Origin of the sequence: Chitinophaga sp. ARDCPP14, from assembly GCF_051362515.1 — a bacterium.
GTDB lineage: Bacteria > Bacteroidota > Bacteroidia > Chitinophagales > Chitinophagaceae > Chitinophaga.
Genome location: NZ_JBKIXB010000002.1, coordinates 935289 through 956386, shown reverse-complemented (window position 1 = coordinate 956386; position 21098 = coordinate 935289). Strand labels below are relative to the sequence as shown.

The window sequence follows — 21098 nt, the reverse complement described above, 5'->3', positions numbered from 1 at the left end:
ATCTGTAAAAATACTAAAGAATATGGAAGTGAAAGTGTTAAAAAAGAAGCTTTAATTTGCTGCCACAATCAAGAAAGGACTTATGAGAAAAAAAATTTTAATAGGGCTGATACTGGCCTTCCTGTTACCCATTGCCACCTTTGCCTGGGGCCCCAACGGGCACCGTATTACCGCCGAAATAGCCTGGCTTCATCTTACCCCCCAGGCGCGTAAAGCCATTACGAATATCCTGGGCCGCGAAAGCCTGGCGATGATCGCCAACTGGCCTGATTTTATCAAATCAGACACTACACACCAGTACGATCATACCAGTAAGTGGCACTACCTCGATTTTCCGGGCAATATTGACCGGGCAAAATTTGATCAGCTCCTGAGCGCAGCCAGCGGTGAAAACCTGTACACGGAAACACAGGCCATGATAAAGGATCTGAAAAACCGTAACCTGCCGAAAGACAAACAACGGTTTGCACTCACCTTCCTGGTTCATATGATGGGCGATATGCATCAGCCACTCCACGTAGGCCGTGATGAAGATATGGGCGGCAACAAAATCGCGGTTATGTGGTTTGATAAACCTTCCAACCTGCATAAGGTATGGGACGAACAATTGATCGATTTCCAGCAGCTGAGTTATACAGAATACACCAAAGCGCTGGACATTGCGTCTGCAGCGGAAATTAAGGCCGTGCAGCAGGGTTCTATCGCCGACTGGATGTTTGACTCACACCAGCTCTCCGACAGGGTATATGCTTATACCCAACCCGATGCCAAGCTCAGCTACCGCTACAATTACGTTTTTGTAACCGACCTGAATCAACAGCTGCTGAAGGGGGGCCTCCGGTTGGCGGCCGTTCTTAATAGTATTTACAAGTAGGCGCGCCTTCGGCGCTTGTAAATTGTCTTGGCTCAGGATTACACTGATTTTACTGATTGGCTTGATTTTTTATTTTTTGGATTTATTTAGATTTTAGAAAAGATTAAGGGAGATACAAGCGAATATATCCGCTTATATCTCCCTTAATCTTATAAAATCAAAACTGATCAAATCCAAAAAATCAGTATAATCAGCGTAATCCTGAGCCAAAACAATTTCCATCGCCGAAGGCGATCCTCCGCTACACCAGGTCGATATCGAAGTTCACCAGCTGAACAAACTGCTCCAGGCGGGCCGCAATATCTTCATGGGTAATTTCGCGGATGCGTTCTGTTCCGAACTTTTCCACGCAGAAAGAAGCCATAGCAGAACCTACGATGATAGCGGTTTTCATGTTTTCAAAGGAAATGTCCTTTGTTTTAGCGAGGTGGCCAATGAAACCTCCCGCGAAAGTATCGCCGGCGCCGGTTGGATCATATACGTCATCCAGTGGCATCGCAGGAGCGAAGAACACATGATTTTCGTAAAACAACAATGCGCCATGTTCGCCTTTCTTGATGATCAGGTAACGGGGCCCCATAGACATAATTTTACGGGCAGCCTTTACAAGCGAGTATTCCCCACTTAACTGGCGGGCTTCTCCATCGTTTACCATCAGCACATCCACTCTTTTCAGTACTTTCAATAAATCGTCCAGTGCTACTTCCATCCAGAAGTTCATGGTATCCATCACTATCAGCTTGGGACGTTCCTTCAACTGATCCAGTACACTCATCTGCACCTGTGGGGTCAGGTTACCAAGAATGAGGAACTCACTTCCCTGGTAGCTTTCCGGAATAACAGGCTGGAAATCGGCCAGTACATTCAGTTCTGTTGCCAGTGAATCGCGGGTATTCATATCCATATGGTACTTGCCGGACCAATAGAACGACTTTTCACCCTTCTTCACCTGCACGCCATCCAAAGCTACGCCTTTAGCAGTCAACGCATCCAGCTCTGAAGCGGGAAAGTCTTCGCCTATTACAGACACCTGGTTAATAGGCTGCACGAAATTAGACGCTGCCCATGCGATGTAGGTGGCAGACCCACCAATGATTTTACCTGACTTTCCAAAGGGGGTTTCGATTTCATCGAACGCCATAGTGCCTACGACTGTGAGTGACATGCTTATTGAGTTATTTTTATTATGTAAAAATTTAATGCAAACCTCGCAAAGGTAACTACTTATACAGAAAGCAGGAAGCTAAATCTTCACCTGCTTCCAGGTGCCCCGGCGAAACAGCCATATAGCCACCAAAGCGGAAGTGGACTCCGATATGGCCATAGCCCAGAAAACCCCAACAGGCCCCATTTTAAGCCATATAGCCAGTGTATAGGCCAACGGCATCTGGAATAACCACATAATAAACATATTGATCAACATAGGCGTGCGCGTATCACCGGCGCCATTGAAAGATTGGGTAAGCACCATACCATAGGCAAAGAAGACATAACCGGCACTCATTAACCGGATACACTGCACGCCATAGTTGATTACCACCGGATCGGTGGTAAAGAAACCAATGATGGCAGGCGCCCATGCCATAAATACTACTGCCACCACACCCAGGAAGATCATATTGAAGAAGGCAGCCCTCCAGGCCGATTTTTCGGCACGCTCCGGCTGCTGCGCCCCCAGGTTTTGCCCTACCAATGCAGCAGCGGCATTCGCCATTCCCCAGGCTGGCAATATGGTAAAGATCACCACCCTGATAGCGATCGTATATCCAGCTACCGCATCTTTTCCAAAATATGAAATAATCCGCACCAGGAAAATCCAGCTTGCAGAAGCAATCAGCATTTGCGCAGTAGCGCCGGCGGCAATTTTAAGAATGGCGCCAATCAACGGAAATGCCGGAGCCAGGTGTTTTTTTGTAATGCGGATCAGGTCTTTTCCTTTTACCAGGTGATATAACTGGTACATCACGCCTGTGCCCCTTCCAATAAAAGTGGCTATAGCTGCACCTTTCAGGCCCAATGCAGGAACCGGCCCCCATCCCGAAATTAACAGCGGGCATAATATAATATTCAGGCCATTCGCAATCCATAAAGAGCGCATCGCCAGCGCCGCATCACCCGCACCTCGAAAGATACCATTGATCAGGAATAATAAAATGATGACGATATTACCACCAAGTATTATCTGCGTATATTCGTAGCCGTAGTCAGCCACTTCTTTGGCAGCCCCCATTACCAGCAATATATCTTTCGCAAAAAATATTCCTGCTATACTGATGAGTACAGACACGAGCAATCCCGGGTATAAGGATTGCATGGCTGCATGCGCTGCGGCATCAGGATCCTTCTCACCGGTTCTGCGGGCAATCATGGCGGTTGCCGCCATACTCAATCCCATAGCGCCGGTATATACCAGCGTGAGCACAGATTCCGTAAGTCCTACCGTGGTAATAGCATTCACACCCAAATGACTTACGAAATAAATATCGACTACCGCAAACAATGACTCCATGGCCATTTCAAGGATCATCGGAATAGAGAGCAGAAATATTGCACGGTCTATACTTCCAGTGGTGAATTCCTTTTCACTACCGGTAACGGCTATCTTAAATAACTGAAAAAAACGACGTATACGCTGCGGTGCGTTCGTTAAAAGAGGCATAACTTACTTTTGAAAAATAACAATGAGGAACAGTGCACCATTGGCACTGCAAACTAAAACAGGAAAAGTGGGAGGGCGACAAACGGAAGTACCGTGGTCTGATTAAATTTTCATATGCTATCAGTTCTGGCATCTTATGATGCTTCGCAAATGTAATTTAATTTTTCAATCATCAAAAACCATCTTTTCAAATAGGCGGATCAACATCAGTTATAACAGGTATTTTCTTTCAAAGAGAAAATGCGATCGCTACGATCCACAATAGGTAAAGGTTACAGGCAGGCGAAAAAAAATATTTAAAAAATACTTTACCTATAGCTGTAACTTTTTATTTCCACCTCCGTTTAACATTCCTAGTAAGCGCTGAAAACCTATATTAAAACAAGATCACAAATCACAAACATTACAATTACAAAACCACAATCGTAAAACCTTCATAAAAACTGAAATCATGCTTATGTTCAACAAAAACACACTCCTGACGGGAGTAGTGATCGCTACTGTATTGGGTATTACTGTAAGTTCCTGTAAAGATGATGATAATCCAACGCCCCCTCCGCCAACACCACGTTCCAAGACGTTTGATCTGAAAGGAGCCGGCGCAGACAGAGATAAAAAGGTAGGTGATATTACCATCACCGAGAACACAGATAGCAGTGTGAATGTTGTACTGAATCTCACCAAAAACGTTAAGGATGCGGATCACGGCGTTTACCTGATAGCCGGTACTGCTGCGGCTCCTAAAACAGATACCCTGCTGAAAGGAACGTTTAAAGGAACTGGTGCTGCACTGAAAATAGATCTTTTAACGAAAGTGAAATCTATCAAGGTTTCAAAACCAGGCGGTATTCAGAAAGATACTGCATTCAAGTATAACAATGCGATAGAACTGAGTTCTCATCTGAAAGTGATGAAAGCTGCTGATACCATTGCTATTGGTCTCTTTGGCAAAAGCAACTAATCAGGAAGTTAAAAATTTACATTAAAACTATTGAGAGCATGTTCACAAAATGAACATGCTTTCTCCTGCAATATATTTAATAAGGAATCCTAATAATAAAATACTGCAACATCATCAAACAAAAAGCCGACCACGGGGCCGGCTTTCTAAATGGTTATTACAGGATATGGAAGGATCCGGCTACCAACAGCCGGTTTAAGGGAAAACTTTATTGACTACTACTGTTACCATCTTCCACCTTTACCTGAACTTGTCTTTTTAACACCTTGAATTCAGTTCTGCGGTTAAGCTGACGTCCTTCAGGGTTGTCTTTGTGGTTAGGCAGGGAGTTTGGTGCAATTGGCCTGGATTTACCGTAGCCTTTAGCAATGAGCCTTTCCGCGGAAATACCTTTACTGATCAGGTAATCCACACAGGATTGGGCCCTTGCCTGCGACAGTTTCTCATTGAATTTCACGGAGCCTACGCTATCGGTATGTGCGCTCATCTCGATAGTTAACTTCGGATTATCGTTCAGCATATCAACCACGGTATCCAATACTACTTTAGATTCTTCACGGAGGGTTGCCTTTCCGAAATCGTAGTAGATATTATTAAGAACAATTGGTTTTTCTATTTCGTAATGCTTGAGGCAAAGTGTGGGATTATCCATTGAATCTATCCGCACTAAAGAATCTGTATTAAAATAGAGTGCTTTGGTGAAGTAGTTATCTTTTTCAGCAATTACCTTGTAAAAGCGCTGTGGGTCTACTTCAAAAGTATACCTTCCGGTGGCGTCCAGGGTAACTTTGCGGATTGTTTTCTTCCTCACAGTATCAAGCAGGGTAACAGTAGCCCCTTCCAGTGGAAGATGAGTATCGCAGTCGATGATCAAACCGCTTGCTATTTTACGGATGCGGTTAATACTGAATACTTCCAGGCAGCAGATAGATTCCCTGTCGGAGCTGATGAAGCCGGCTGCAAAGGGATGTGTATTATCCAATGCCGTATAATAGATATCATCCTTAGGAGAGTTCAATGGTTTTCCCATATTAACGGGAGCAGACCAGGTGCCGAAATCGCCCTCGCTCTGGAAGAAATCGAGCCCTCCCAAACCTACGCGGCCATCGCTGCTAAACACGAGCAGGTTTTTCTCTGCATCGTAAAATGGCGCCTGTTCTTCATCTTTCGTATTGATGGCAGTGCCCATGTTGCGCGCTCCACCGGGTGTGCCGTTGGTCATGATGCAATACCACAAATCATTTTTACCCATACCTCCGGGCCTGTTGGACGCAAACAGCAGGTATTTTCCATCGGCCGTGATATAGGGCTGCATAGAATTATACCCTGCAACATTTACGTTCTCGCCTAATATTTTCGGTTCCGACCATACCCCGTTCTGGCGACTGCTAAAATAGATAGCGGATTGTTTCACGCCATCTTTCACAGACCAGCGGGTGATATAAAGTGAATTACCATCGGGGGTAATGGCAGATACTCCCTGATCGAATCCTTTGGCGGCAGGGATTTTTACCTTCTGGCTGTTGTCGAAAGTATTGCCGCTTCCGGTGGCTGTGTAAAGGTCATTTACATATGGGGTTCCTTTTTTTGCTTGTTTTTTTGTTGTGGGTTGCTTAACAGTGGTTGGCAACGGTGGATTCTCAGCACGGGAAGAGGTAAACATTAAAGTGCCGGGATCCAGGATCACCGGCGCGTAGTTTGCTCCGCCTTCATTAACATTGCCGGCAGTTTTCACGATCGTAAATCTCGGTTCCTTATTGGATTCGGAAAGTGCGAATTCGCAGCAGGCAATTTCAAGCGGGGTTCTTACAGACAGTTCATCGGCGACGGTGTAGCTTTGTTTGAATTTTTTAAATTCATCCAGTGCTTCCTGGTACTTTCCATTGTACCGGAGGCAGATGGCATACCAATATCGTGCCTGGGGATATGCCGGGTTATTAAACCCAACCAGCTGTGCATACCAGGTTTCAGCATTTCCATAGTCGTAGAAGAGCCGGTAGGATTCGGCCAACCGGGCTACTACCTGTTGATAATCTTTTAGTTTACCACTGGGAGGAGCGCCTGCAACTGTATAGGGCAATACCTGCTCTGGCTTGATTTTGAAAGTGCCCAGTGCCTTATTGTAGTACTGTGCAGCGGAATAATAATCCCGTGAGCTATAAAAAACATCCGCAGTATGTTTAAAATCATAAACATATTGCGCTTGTATAGAGCTAATTATTCCTGCAAAAATCACCAGCCAACAGAGAGTAATTTTTTTCATGAGGGTTCCATTTCTTTTTTCTGTATAAGTTTTTGCCTCCATTCTGATCCGGTTTTTGATAGATTATAACCTGGGACAAATAAAGTATTCTTCGTTAAGCGTTCTTCTTTTGCGGCTGATAAAAGAAAGTGATATTTCAAAGCTCTGGCTGCCATTTACGAGGCGGCGCATGTTGGAAGTATTGGCATCATAGCTTAATCCCAGTACAAAGCTTTTGAAATGGAAACCGGCAAAAGGAATCACCGCATCATTGAAGCGGTAGTTACCCCCTACCAGGAAGTCGAATTCAGGATTTACCATTAGCTGCGCATACATACCTGCCACGATTTCCTCGGCATTGCCTTGTCGCATGTAAAGACCAGTAGGAGTAAGCGTCACAGCGTCATTCAACCTGATCTTGGTACCACCGTGAACAAGATATCTCACTGGCAGCTTTCTTTCGGTGCCATCGGAAGAAAACGGATCTTTCGGTTGTGTGAGATGTTGCGCTGCAAATCCGGCGAATGGGTTCAGGATATGATTTGGATTACCATCAAAAAACACAACCCCTGCGCCGGCGTCAAATTGATTGGAGGTTGTATTACTTACATTTTCTCCGTTAAATATGCTTGGATCGAAACCGGTTACCGGCTGATACTGGCTGCCTGTCTGGAATTTGGCAGGGTCCAGTCTTCTGTTGATCAATCCCGCATTAATCCCAAACACCAGCTGACTGGTTTTGGTACGGCCAAATTTCACACCGGTATAAGAAACGCTGGCCATTGCATTAAAAAAGTTATAGCCTGCGTCACCTGCCGACATGTTCATTACATTGATGCCTACACCGATGTTCTTATCTGTGGCGGCATCTGCAGAAATGCCCACTGTTGAGAATGGCTTCCCATAATTGGCCCACTGATTACGATAATCAGCGCTAATCCGGTAGTCGCCATCTATTACACCTGTCAGAGCAGGGTTAAGCCATAACGGGTACGCATAATACTGCGAAAAGTGCGGATCAACCTGGGCAACAGCAGTGCGGGGCAATAGGCTGCTCCATAAAATCATTGCAACTATAAAAATCCTTTTCATAGGAACATTTTTAAGTATTTCTGGATAAACCGGGATGCCTTGAAGCACCCCGGTTTTATTTTTGATTTGATCTTGCTGATGAATCATCATTATCTCATGAGGGTCACGTTACCCTTCTTCGTGATCACGGTGCCGTCCTGCATAGTAGCCTTCACTATCCATACATACACACCTACAGGTTGTTTCTGTCCGCTCATGGTACCATCCCATCCCTGACGCTGGTCTTTCGATGTGAATACCAACTGACCCCACTGGTTGTAGATCCTGAATTCAAGCTGTGCGATGGCGGTTCCATATACATACTCGATATCATTTATACCGTCACCATTCGGGCTGAAGAGGTTTGGTACATAGATGTTGTTGCCTTGCGGGTTCTTCGTTTTGTCCGTTACTGCGGCAGACAGTGCACTGTTCTGGCAGGTGGATGCCCCGATGGCACGTACCTGGATCGTAGCACTCTGGTTCGGCTGCAGGCCGGAGATAGTATGTGTGGTACCAGTTGCACCTGAGCTTGGCGCTGTGAATGTGACGCCGTTGTCTACTGTTACTTCGTAGCGTTGTGCTCCTGTAACCGGTGACCAGCGGAAGGTGATAGCGGTAGCCGTTGTGTTATCCACTGTTACAACTGGTGCAGGCAGCGGTTGTGCCAGGCTGACATCCACCCTTGTTCTGGCGGAGCTGGTGCAACCACCCGCTGTAAATGCTTCTACATAATAAGTAGTATTGGCATTCAGCGCTGGTGTAACAAATGTTGCACCTGTGGTTATCGGCGTGCCGCCAGTGGCCACTGAGTACCAGCGGAAATCGACATCCGTAGTGGTGGAAGTAGCCATCAGTATGGCTGTGCTGCCCGGACATACCGGATCGTTTCCGGTTACACGTGGTCCGGCTGGCGGAAGTGTTACTTCAACGCTTACCGCGGTACGTGTTGGACTTGAACAACCATTATTGCTGGTTGCTTCCAGGTAGTACATCTGATTTGCGGTTACAGCAGGTGTTGTATAAGAAGCACCTGTGGAGATAGCTGTACCACCACTTGCGGCAGTATACCATTTGTAAGTGAGCGTATTATCCGGGTTCAGCGCATTCAGCGTAGCTGTGAGGCCGGTACAAACTTTAATGCTTGCACTGGTTACTGCAGGAGCAGCTGGCGACGGATTCACGGTTACTTCCACCCTTGTTCTGCTTGCACTGATGCAACCGCCACTGGTAGATGCTTCCAGGTAGTATACGGTACTTACTGTTGGTGTGATAGTGAAATCTGCACCGGTAAATACTTCTATTCCGCCACGTAATACGGTGAACCATTTGTAAATGACGCCCGGCTGTCTGCCTTTCACAGAAAGTACCGCTGTGTGTCCGCTACATACTGTCAGCGGATCTGCCAATGGTGCGTCTATATCGTTGCGGACATTTGCTGTTACTGCTTTGCGTCCGCTGCTGCAACCCTGGCTGTTCAATGCTTCCACATAGAATGTGGTATTTACGGCCAGCGGTTTGGTTGCGTATGAAGTACCGCTTGCGAGGAATACGCCGTTATTCTGCGCATCATACCAGCGATAAGTCAATGAAGCGTCTGCACCCTTGATACTGAATGTTACGGTACCGCCTATGCAGGTTGTCAGGTTATCCGCATTTACTTCAGGTATTGGCGGAGTTGGGTCAACGGTTACTGCTACCGCTGTTCTGCTGCTGGAGCAGCTTCCCAGGTTCGCCTGTACATAGAAGGTAGTATTCTGGGTAACCACCGGTACGCTGTACACTGCATCAGAAGAAAGCAGGTTGCCTCCCGTTGCAGCATCGTACCACTGATAGGTAACTCCAGGTTTGATAGTTTTCACTGATACAGTAATACCTGTGCCGGCGCATGTTTTAAGTGCGGAGGCTACTACATCCGGAGCTGTTGGCGGAGCCACTACTGTTACGGTAGCTTTCACCCTCGCAGATGGATTACCGCATTGACCCGTAGTTCCGGTTGCTCCCACATAATAATCCATGCTGGCATTGAGCGGTCCTGTCTGGAATACCGGTCCTACACCTACAGAATCATTACCTGCGGCAGAAGTATACCATTTATAGATTATTCCGTTGGTAGCTGAGGTTACACGGAGTGTTCCGGAAGTTCCCATACAGATAGTGAGTGCGTTGCTTTCCAGGATTGGTGTTGGCGCTTGTCCTACACCTACGGAAACTTTCGCTCTTACACTATTGCTGCAATTACCATTATTCGCTTCTGCATAGAAATCAGTACTTGTATTTAATGCGCCGGTTGCGTAGCTGTTGCCTGTTGCAAGCAACGTACCACCAGATGCGGCGCTGTACCAACGGTAGGTAACACCAGCCACAGGATTCTGGATGGAAAGTGTTACGCTGCCACCCTGACAAACGAACAGGGAAGTGGATGCAATTACAGGTGTTGCCGGTACGCTCTTCACGGTGATGGTAGCCTTCGTTCTGCTTGCGCTTGGGCAGCCTCCATTTACCAGTGCCTGTACGTAGTAGCTCACTGTAGAATCCAGTGCCGTGATATTAAACGTTGGTCCTTCGTTCACTTTATTGCCGCCTGTTGCTGCATCAAACCATTCGTAGGTAACTCCTGCTGCAGGACTTTGTATCTGCAGTGTTACATCCTGGCCTTTACAAACTTCCGCACTGTTGCTTACCAGTACTGGAGCCGGTGGTACCGGTACTACGTTGATCTTCGCGGCAGCTCTTACAGAAGGTTTACCACAATTTGAAGTGTCACCGGTTGCTTCCACATAATAGGTTGCATTAGCGGTCACATTATTCACGGTAAAGATTGGGCCTGTAAACACAGCTACTCCGCCGGTTAATGTGGTGTACCACCTGTATGTGATATTATTTACAGAAGAGGTCACTTTCAGTACGGCTGTTCCACCCTGACATGCTGTTACATTATTACTTTCCAGTATTGGCGTTGGAGCAACACCCACACCGATGGACACCTTCGTTCTGGCAGCACTGCTACATCCACCCAGAGAAGCTTCTGCATAGAAGTCTTTCGATGCGGTGAGGCCTGTTACCTTGTACACCGGACCGGTGAACAGTAATGTACCGCCTGTTGCTGCGCTATACCAGCGGTAGGTCAATGTATTATCCACATTCTGAATGCTCAGTGTTGCGGTATCGCCTACACAGATGCTGATGGCAGATGCGGTAATAATCGGAGCCGGTATATCACTTACTGTCACTTTCACTTCTTTCGCACTGCCGGCTGCATTTGCGCATCTATTGCTTCCTTCTACTGTTACATAGTAAGAAGTGGTTGCGCTCAATGCACTGGTAGTATATGTTGCGCCTGATGCAAGGAATGTTGTCAGGGCAGCATCTGCATACCATTTAAATATTGGGTTTGTTACAGTAGTGGAAGCAGCTGTGAGTTTAACCGTAGTGTTTGCACAGATAGTTGTATCTGCCGCCACAATGTCTGATGGTGTGGCGGTATTATTCACGGTTACTTTTACTGCTTTCAAATCACCTGCTTTATTCTCACACTTGCCGGCGTTGCTTACACTTACATAGTAGGTGTATGTTCCTGGCATTAATCCTGTGATACTTAATACGCCTGTGCTGCTTACACCCTGCGTGATCGGACCGGTTCTGTCGGCATTAGCGTACCATTTGAATACAGGGTTCTGTACGGTAGTGGTAGTTGGTGTTAATACCGCTGTATCACCGGCACAGATTACTTTATCTGTGATCTGAATGTCGGCCGCTGTTGAGGCGCTGTCTACAGTGAGTGTAATTCTGGTGCGGCCGCTGTCGTTAGCGCAGTTACCTGCATTCACTGCTTCCACATAGAAGTTATAGATACCTGCCTGCAGACTGGCCGGCGTAGTATATTCATTACTGTTAGTTACCAATGTTGCTCCGCCTGTTGCTGCGTCGTACCAGTTGTAGCGAACACCTGCTACAGCTTTTACCCTGAGGGTAGTTGGTGTATTCAGACAGGTAGATACATTATTGGCTTCCGGAACCGGGGCTGATGGTGATCCCTGAACGGTTACTGTTATCGCTGCAGATGCGGCGCCCGGACAACCGTTCCTGGTTGGTACTACTGTATAAGTATGTACTCCGGAATCGAGTGTGGTTGGCGTTACATATGCAATACTATCCAGTAAATGATTACCCTGGCTGTTGTACCAGCTGTAAGTGATACCTGATGCAGGATTTATTACGCTGAGAGTAGCTTGACTACCCTTACAGATAGTAGCGTTGTTCACCTGTACTTTCGGTTGAGCAATAACGCGTTGTGCGTAGTTGAAGTCAACATCGAGTAAGGCTCCCAGGATACCTGATCTGAGTTTCACTTGCACACCGTCAAACTGCTTGGTTGGTACAAACCACAGGATAGCGCTTCTGCTACCGCTCAGCAGATCCAGGTGCAGGATCGGATTGGATGTTAATACGGAATCACCTGGGGTGTTACCGTTGTAGGTAGTGAGTTGTATACTGCCGAGCACCGCTGCAGAAAGGATCTGGCTTGGGTTAGACAGTTTCACTCTTACAGTATCACCCGGAGTAGATAACCCGTTGAAGGTTACCTTCTGGAACACCGTTGCATTGATAGCTCCGAGGTTTATCACCAGGGAAGATCCTGTGCTTGTAAAGGCATCCACAGCGAGTTGCGGGTTATATACATTACCCAGCACCAGCAAGCCGGATCCGCCAATTGTTTGTCCGGTAGCGGCTTCACATGGCACCTGACCTGAAGGAGTTACGGTAATTGCATTCACCGCTATCCTTGCAGACTTACAGGTTGCTGCACCCGGCAGGGCTGCTTCCACCCAGTAGGTAACGGTTCCCAGGGCGGTAGACGCAGGACCTTCGAAGGAAGCACCTTTAAATAAGGTGTCTGTTGCTGTTTGTGTTCTGAACCAATAGAATTCTGCGTTAGCCGCATCTGCTTTTGCAATGAACAGCGGACGCTGGCCAATCACAACGGTGTCGTTTACAGGTGTTACTGTTGGCGGCGCCAATGATGTACCTGTTTTAACGGTAACCGCTGTTTTGGTGGCAGATATGGTATTACAGCTATCGTTGATAGCTTCTACGTAATAGATTGCCTGTGCAGTTACGTTGGTCACAGTAAATGTTAAGCCGCTGTCCGGAACCGGATTCAGTCTGGTTCCACCAGTAGCCACATTGTACCATGCGTAGCTGTATCCACTTACCGGGTTGTTAATGGCAAGTTGGGCATCAGATCCGGCACATACTTCCACATTCGCAGAACGTACTACCGGAGGCGCAGGTGCTGCCACCACTTTTACATCCACCCTTGTGCGACCACTGCTGGCGCAATTGTTCCTGAATGCTTCTACCAGGAAGGCAGTATCTGTAGTCAGGGTGCCGGTGGTGAAGGATACACCATCTTTACCTGTGAGATAAACACCTTTGCTGGTGTACCAGCGATAAGTAACGCCTGCTGCAGGATTCTGTACATCCAGTTTGGCGGTACCGCCTGCGCATACTGTTACCTGTGCTGACTGAACTTTCGGAGCTGCCAGTGCACGTTGTGCGTAATTGAAGTCTACCGTGGTTAATGCACCGAGTATGCCTGATTTCAGTTTTACTTCTACTGCATCAAATGCTTTGGTCGGTACAAATTCGAGGATAGCCTGTCTCTTGCTGCTCAGTATAGTGAGTTTAATGAGCGGGTTATTTACCAGGAGAGAATCTCCGGGAGTGGTACCATTATAAGTTGTTAACTGCACACCACCCAGCAGTGCTGCAGAAAGCACCTGGCTTGGGTTCGACAGCCATACCCTTACGGTATCTCCAGGAGCAGATACTCCGTTGAATTTAGTTCTTTGCCATACCTGTGCGTTCAATGCGCCCAGGTTAATTACCAGTGAAGATCCGGTGCTTAAGCTGCCATCTACTGCCAGGGCAGGATTGTATACATTACCCAATATGAGTAATCCGCTGCCGCCGATTGTTTGCGTAGAAGCGCCTTCACATGGACCAGGATCCGGACCAGGTTCAGGTCCGTAAACTATTACTGCAGGCACCCTGATAGATTTGCAGGAAGCACCGCCTGTTAACCTGGCTTCCACCCAATAGGTAACGGTTCCTATTACATTGGATACAGGAGGAGTGTATACTGGTCCTGTAAACAGACTGTCATTACCAGCCTGACTTGCATACCATACAAACTGAACATTTGCTGTATTGGAAGTTGCTGTCAGTGCAGTTTGTCTGCCTACTACAGTTGAATCCGGATTTGGCGTTATCACCGGCGCGCTCAATGAAGCAGATATCACAATGCTGATGGCTTGTCTGCCTGATGCAGCACCACAACTGCTAACCGCTTCTACATAGAAGGTAGTATCCCTGTTAACCGCTGTTACATTAAATACAAAGCCGCTGTCGGTATTCAGTTTGGTACCGCCGGTTGGCACATTGTACCAGTTGTAGGTCAGTTGATGATCCGGGTTAGAAACCTGCAGAGACGCATTTGAACCAGGGCAAATATTCACGGTAGCCGGAACTCCTGGTACAGGAGGAGCAGGTGTAACGGTAACGGTTACAGGTATACGATCCGGGTTAGGACAATTGTCTGGTCCGCCCAGTACCGCTACATAGTAGGTTACTTTACCTGCTACTTTCAGCGTATCAGTAGTGTAACTGTTTTGTGTGCTTAATACGGTGCTGCTGGTTGAATCAGCATACCACCGAACAGATGTGCCGGCCGCAGGAGTTACAGAAAGCGTAGCCTTGCTGTTGATACAAGCGGTTGCATTTGTCGTATTTACAGTTGGTTTAGGATATATAATCCTTGCCCCATAGATATCAATTGAATTCAGGAGATTCAGTACACCTTTCATTCTTACTTCTACCCGGTTGTAAGCAGCAGGAGCTACTACGGTAGCCAGGAATTGCTGGCCATTGAGTAACCGCAGGGTAAGCAATCTTGACAGGGTGTCTGTTTTAACCAGTACATTATTGTTATAGAGAGAAATCAGTGTACCTCCCAGGAGACTTACGTCCGCCAGTCCTACTGAATTACCAAGACGTACCTGAACACTGTCTGCTGCAGATCCTGCATGCGGGAAGATCAGCTGTTGATATACTGAGCCTCCGAGCGCACCAACAGGTACAGACAGCGTAGTGAAGTTGGTTTTGCTACTGTCTATATCATTAGTAGGATTATTTACACTACACAGGATACAACCCAGGGTAGTACCTGAGGTCTGACTGGTTGGAACATTACAATCGGGAGAAGGAATCACAACTCCTGTTACTTTTACATTTACAGTTGCACGGGCAGATTCGCAGGCGCCGGCAATTCTTACCGCCGCATAATAAGTATAAGTGCCCGGTGTGTTAAATGGTCCTACCTGGATGGTGTCACCCATACCCTGAACAGTAGTCGCATCTCTATACCATACAATAGTGGCCCCTGGTACCGGTTGAGCGCTTAATACCGCTTTTACACCGGTGGTTACCACCACATCGCCGGTTACAACCGGAGCAGCTGGAGCTGGTACCACACGTACTGTTGCTGCCTTCAATGTACCGGCTGCATTTTCACACTGACTGGTTCCGGATACACTTACATAGTAAGTATAGGCGCCGGCAGTCAAGCCAGTGATGGTCAGGTTGCCTGTGCTATCCAGTGCATAGCTTACCGCGCCTTCTACCAGGCCGTTGGTAATCGGAGATGTTTTGTTTGCATTTTTATACCACTTGAATACAGGAGCGGTAACACCTGCTGCAGTTGGAGTCAATACTGCTGGTCCGCTGGTGCAGGCAGTAGTAGTATCTGCGATAGTGATATCACCTGACTGGCTGATTGGGTTAACGGTTACCCTAACCGGCACCCGGTTTGGATTCGCGCAACCATTTGCGCCAACCGCCTGAACATAATAGGTAAATGTACCTGCTGTTTTCAGCGTGTCGGTGATGTATGTATTTAAAGTGCTCTTTATAATAGTGGTAGTAGAATCGGTATACCAGCGTACAGTTGTACCTGCTGCCGGTGTTACTGTTAATGTGGCAGGTTGACCAGCACATACCACCACGTTTTGTGTGGTAACTGTGGGATCCGGAACAACTGCACGTACATCATAGATGTCCAGTGAATTGAGCAGATTAGCAACACCTGTCAGTTTTACTTCCACGCGATCATAAGCGCCGCCTGCCGGAACAGTAGCAAAGTAGCGGGTACCGCTCAATATTCTCAGCGTGAGAAGCTGGGATAATGTTTGAGTGCTTACAACGGTTGAGCCGTTATAAACAGTTACCACTGCACCACCGAGCAGGCTAACATCTGCCAGTCCGCCTGGTGAAGCCAGTTCAAAGCGGATACTGTCTGATGCCGCACGCACTGCAGGGAAGATGAGGCGTTGGTAAACTGAACCTCCCAATAAACCTACCGGTATATTCAGGCGGGTGAAATTAGTAGGAATAGAATCAATGTCGTTGTTTGGATCAACAACGCTACACAGCACGCAACCGAGCGTAGTTCCGGTTACCTGGCTGGTAGGCACGTTACAGCTGGCAGGTATAACCGGACCAGTTACTGTAATCACGATTGGCAAACGGTTGGATAAACAACCACCTGCCAGGCTATCGCCTACATAATAAGTATATACTCCCGGACTTGCGAACGGAGGCAAAGTAATAGAATTGCCGGTAGCAATTGGCGCCAGCGTAGTATCGCTATACCACAGCACAGTGGCGCCCGGAGCAGGCGTTGCGGTGATGGTTAACGGCAACCCGGTGCTGATAGTATAATTCTGTACCACTGTTGGCGGAGCCGGAGCGCTGACAACTTTGATGGTAGCAGCCTTCAAAGTTCCGGCTGCATTTTCACAACGGTTAGCACCGGATACACTTACATAATAAGTGTGATTACCTGGTGTAAGGCCGGTAACGCTAAGCTGACCGCCTGCGGTGATGGCAAAGGTAGCACCGCCAATAACAGCACCATTTACAATCGGCGTAGTTTTATTAGCATCTGTATACCATGTAAATACAGGTGTAGTAACACCGGCTGCAGTTGGTGTCAACACTGCCGGTCCGCTACCACAACTGGTTGTGGTATCTGCTATGGTAATATCTGCCGCAGTAGCCAATGGATTTACGGTGGCTGTAACCGGGATACGGTTTGGATTAGGGCAGGTGCCGTCCATTACCTGTACATAGTAGGTATAGGTACCGGCGGTTCTCAGCGTGTCTGTTGTGAATGTAGGTTGATTACCCAGGGAAACGCCGCCGGTTGAATCAGCATACCACTGAACAGTGGTACCAGCGGCCGGAGTGGCGGTGAATACGGCACGCTGACCAGCACATACTGCCACATTTTTGGCGGTAATAACCGGATCCGGAACAACGGAACGCACGCCATAGATATCCAGGGAGTTAAGCAGGTTCGCTAACCCGGTTAATTTTATTTCAACGCGGTCATACACGCCACCAGCAGGTACTGTAGCATAGTAACGGTTACCGCTTAATAATCTTAAAGTAACTAATTGTGATAAATTCTGAGTACTTACCACAGTAGTACCATTATATACAGTGACTACTGCGCCACCCAGTAAACTTACATCTGCCAATCCGCCTGGTGAAGCCAGGTCGAAGCGGATGCTGTCGGTTGCATCACCTGCGGCAGGGAAGATGAGCTGTTGATAAACAGCGCCTCCCAACAATCCTACCGGTATATTGAGGCGGGTGAAATTGGCACTAACGGTGTCGATGTCGTTGGTTGGGTTTACAACACTACACAACACGCAGCCAAAAGTTGTTCCGGTTACCTGGCTGGTAGGCACGTTACAACTGGTGGTAGTAACAGGACCTGTTACCGTGATGGTGATCAGCACGCGGCTGGAAACACAACCACCTGGCAGGCTGTCGCCGGCGTAGTAGCTATATACACCCGGCGTAGTAAACGGCGGCAAGGTAATAGAATTGCCGCTGCCAATAGATGCCTGTGTAGTATCGCGGTACCAAACTATCGTTGATCCCGGAGCCGGTGAAGCGACCAGTGTTAATGGTAAGCCGGTGGATACGGTGTATGACTGAACCAGGGTAGGAGGTGCAGGAGGGGTAGTTACTTTTACAGTAGCAGATTTCAGGCTGCCGGCTGCATTTTCGCAACGGTTGGCGCCTGATACGCTTACATAATAAGTATGATTACCCAGTGAAAGGCCAGTGACAGACAGGCTGCCGGCTGCATTTATAGCAAAGGTGGCGCCACCAATAACAGTGCCGTTGGTAATGGGCGTTGTTTTATTGGCGTCTGCATACCATTTAAATACGGGAGTTGTTACGCCTGCGGTTGTTGGTGTGAGTGTGGCAGCACCACTTCCGCAAACGTTAGTAGTATCTGCAACGGTAATATCAGCTGCAGTGCCCAATGCGTTCACGGTAACGGTAACCGGTATACGATTTGGATTCGCGCAGGTACCATCCATTGCCTGTACATAATAAGTAAAGGTACCGGCGGTTCTTAACGTATCGGTCGTAAATGTCGGCTGATTGCCCAGGGAGATATTGGTGGTTGAATCAGCATACCACTGAACAGTAGTACCAGCAGCTGGAGTGGCTGTAAATACAGCGCGCTCGCCAACGCATACGGTCAGATTGCCGGCTGTAATAACAGGATCCGGTACAAGAGAGCGTACACCATAAATATCCAGGGAAGTAAGCAGATTCGCTACGCCCGTAAGTTTCACTTCCACACGGTCGTATATACCACCAGCGGCCACTGTAGCATAGTAGCGGGTTCCGCTCAGTAATCTTAAAGTGAGCAACTGGGATAAAGTGTGTGTACTTACAACCGTTGTTCCATTATAAATGGTAACTACAGCGCCGCCAAGTAAGCTTACATCTGCCAGTCCGCCTGGTGAAGCCAGATCAAGACGAATGCTGTCTGTTGCATCGCCTGCAGCAGGGAAGATAAGTTGTTGATAAACTGATCCTCCTAATAAACCTACCGGTATATTGAGACGGGTGAAATTCGTAGAAACCGTATCTATATCAAATCCAGGATTTACAACACTACACAATACACAACCCAATGTGGTTCCGGTTACCTGACTGGTGGGCACGTTACAACTGGTAGTGGTAACAGGGCCGGTTACGGTAATGACCACAGGAACACGGAAAGACGTACAACCTCCGGTAGTTTTTACACCTGCGTAGTAAGTAAATACACCAGGACTGGTAAACGGAGGCAGGGTGATGGAGTTGCCTACTGCAACCGGCGCCTGCGTGGTATCGCTGTACCATTCAATAGTAGCGCCGGATACTGGTGTGGCTGTTAACACCAATGGTATTCCGGTTGTTACCGCGTACGTTTGGGAAAGTACCGGTGGCGCAATTTGCGCGGATACAGTTACCGGAGCCGCCTTCAGGGCGTTAGCTGCATTTTCACAATGATCGCTGTCCGATACGCTTACATAATAGGTGTATGATCCTGCAGCAAGACCGGTAATATTTAATTTTCCGGTAGTATCGATGCTGTATTTAACGGCTCCTTCTATCAGGCCATTTGTAATAGGCCCGGTTTTATCAGCATTTTTATACCAGCTGAATACCGGGTTATTATTAACGGTTGCAGAAGTAGGGGTAATTGTTACGGTATCCGCGATGCAGCCCTGTGTAGTGGCAGGAACAGTAATATCTGCAGCGTTAGAGAAATTATTAACCTTTACAGTCACCAACGTTTTGGCTGATTCGGTTGAACAGCCGATCCTGGTGGCGGAAACATAATAACGGAAACTTCCGGCAACACCTACAGGAGGACTGTAACTGGTGCTGTTGGAAGCTACCACTGTGGTTTGGGTAGAGTCGTACCAGCTATAAGTTAATCCTGCTTCCGGACTACTTACATTCAATGTAAGCGGCGAATTCAGGCAGGTAGTTCTCAATATCCCACCAGCTGTTGACGGACCTGCCGGGAAACGTTGTATTTCATGTACTCTCAGGGAGGCGAGTGCGCCTGCCAGCCCGGAGCCTATCTGCACTGTTACGTGATCGAAAGGCGCTGTAGGCTGGAAAGTTAACGCCTGTAAATTTCCTCCTCCTGAAAGAAGATTGAGGCGCAATAAATTGCCATCGGCCTGAATATTATCAACTACAATACCTCCATTATAAGTAATAATTCTAACAGAACTAAATAGCTGTAGGGTAAGCAGCGAAGCAGGATCTGACACTACCACACGGATAGAATCACCTGCTTTAGAGAGACCAGGGAATACTGCAGTAACCTGGGCACTGCTGCCTAACGCACCAACAACGCTGCTCAGCGTTGCATAATTGGCTGCAGTAACAATACCATCACCTGCAGCAGCAGGATTGGTTACTACTCCAAGTGAAGCTGCCTGCCCGGTAACGCCGTACAGCACATCTATTGCAGCGCCACAGTTTATTGTACCTGAAGCAGGTATATCATAATATGCTGAGAATACCTGTATGCTACCGGCTACTCCTGCTAATCCGCCATCTACTGTTACTCTTACACGGTCGTATGTGCCGCCTGGAGCAGGTAAAAATATTTCCGCCTGGTTGCCACTTGCCAACAGGGTTAATACTGAGTTATTGGCAAAGACAGTACCACCTACCGGCGTACTGCCATTGTAGGCCTGTACATAAACGCCGCCAAGCAGGTTTAAATTTACCAGCGTGCCGAGTGTGCCGGCAGTACCTATTTTAACTACCGCAGGGGTATTATTGGTAACGGCAGCCGGAAAAATCAGGTCCTGTGAGGCTGTAGCGCCCAACAGTGTTACCAATGTAGAAATAGTGGAGGCTGTAGTAAGGGAGCCATCCACTGCCTGTGTACCATTTGTTACACCACAACCGATGCAAAGTCCGGAGGCTCTGCCTACTTGTGTATTGGCATATACCCTCGTGGTATAGGTTTGCGCCTGGCTGTCCCGCGCGCCTATACCGAATAGTAATAATAGTAGCAGAAAACTTTTCCAAGCTATTGACCCGGCTTTATGAAAAAAGTGGGCAACGCTGGTTTTCACAGCTTCCTTCCCTGCAGAGCTAGGGAAACAGAAAAGGGCAGTAAAAGGGCTATTAGGAGTAGCTTTTGAATGCATAGCATCAAATATTTGAATAAAAATTGTTCAGTTTCATTGCATTACAACAAAACTCTAAGGGCGGCAGGCAGGTTAGGAATAGCTTGGGGAAGGGATACTGGTTGATAAAAAAGTATACTTCCTTGCGATCATTTGTTAAAAGAATGTTACAAGAACGCTACGAATGTATACTGAAGGGCTGATTTCTGGATGTG

The 21098-nt window shown here is 47.5% G+C and carries 7 protein-coding genes; 2 read left to right on the top strand and 5 right to left on the bottom strand.

The annotated features are described in order from the left end of the window. Window positions 1-82 precede the first annotated feature (82 nt). Window positions 83-874, top strand: coding sequence for a S1/P1 nuclease (locus ACLHR0_RS08600; protein ID WP_436485922.1), 792 nt, complete (start codon window positions 83-85; stop codon window positions 872-874). A 241-nt stretch (window positions 875-1115) separates the two neighbouring features. Here ACLHR0_RS08600 and ACLHR0_RS08595 read toward each other — a convergent pair whose 3' ends face one another. Together ACLHR0_RS08595 and ACLHR0_RS08590 are read right to left on the bottom strand one after the other, a co-directional pair. Next, a complete protein-coding gene (locus tag ACLHR0_RS08595) occupies window positions 1116-2039 on the bottom strand; it encodes a PfkB family carbohydrate kinase (protein WP_370909096.1) in 924 nt (307 codons plus the stop codon). A 78-nt stretch (window positions 2040-2117) separates the two neighbouring features. Further along, the gene (locus ACLHR0_RS08590; protein WP_436485920.1) at window positions 2118-3533 is read right to left on the bottom strand and encodes an MATE family efflux transporter; all 1416 of its coding nucleotides are present in this window, start codon (window positions 3531-3533) and stop codon (window positions 2118-2120) included. A gap of 451 nt (window positions 3534-3984) precedes the next feature. On the opposite strand from ACLHR0_RS08590, the gene ACLHR0_RS08585 reads away from it, so the two are divergent. Further along, window positions 3985-4494: a hypothetical protein gene (locus ACLHR0_RS08585; RefSeq protein ID WP_429062111.1), complete on the top strand. Its 510-nt coding sequence runs from the start codon at window positions 3985-3987 to the stop codon at window positions 4492-4494. Between the two features lie 208 nt (window positions 4495-4702). On the opposite strand, the gene ACLHR0_RS08580 is transcribed toward ACLHR0_RS08585, so the two are convergent. The 3 genes from ACLHR0_RS08580 to ACLHR0_RS08570 all read right to left on the bottom strand — a co-directional run bounded on the left by ACLHR0_RS08580 (window position 4703) and on the right by ACLHR0_RS08570 (window position 20904). Beyond that, on the bottom strand, window positions 4703-6757 hold the full coding sequence (locus tag ACLHR0_RS08580; protein ID WP_429043603.1) for an OmpA family protein: 2055 nt from the start codon (window positions 6755-6757) through the stop codon (window positions 4703-4705). A gap of 63 nt (window positions 6758-6820) precedes the next feature. Beyond that, entirely contained in the window at window positions 6821-7828 is a 1008-nt protein-coding gene (locus tag ACLHR0_RS08575) for a PorP/SprF family type IX secretion system membrane protein (protein WP_429043600.1), read from the bottom strand. Between the two features lie 89 nt (window positions 7829-7917). Then, window positions 7918-20904, bottom strand: coding sequence for a gliding motility-associated C-terminal domain-containing protein (locus ACLHR0_RS08570; protein ID WP_436485918.1), 12987 nt, complete (start codon window positions 20902-20904; stop codon window positions 7918-7920). Between the last annotated feature and the right edge of the window lie 194 nt (window positions 20905-21098).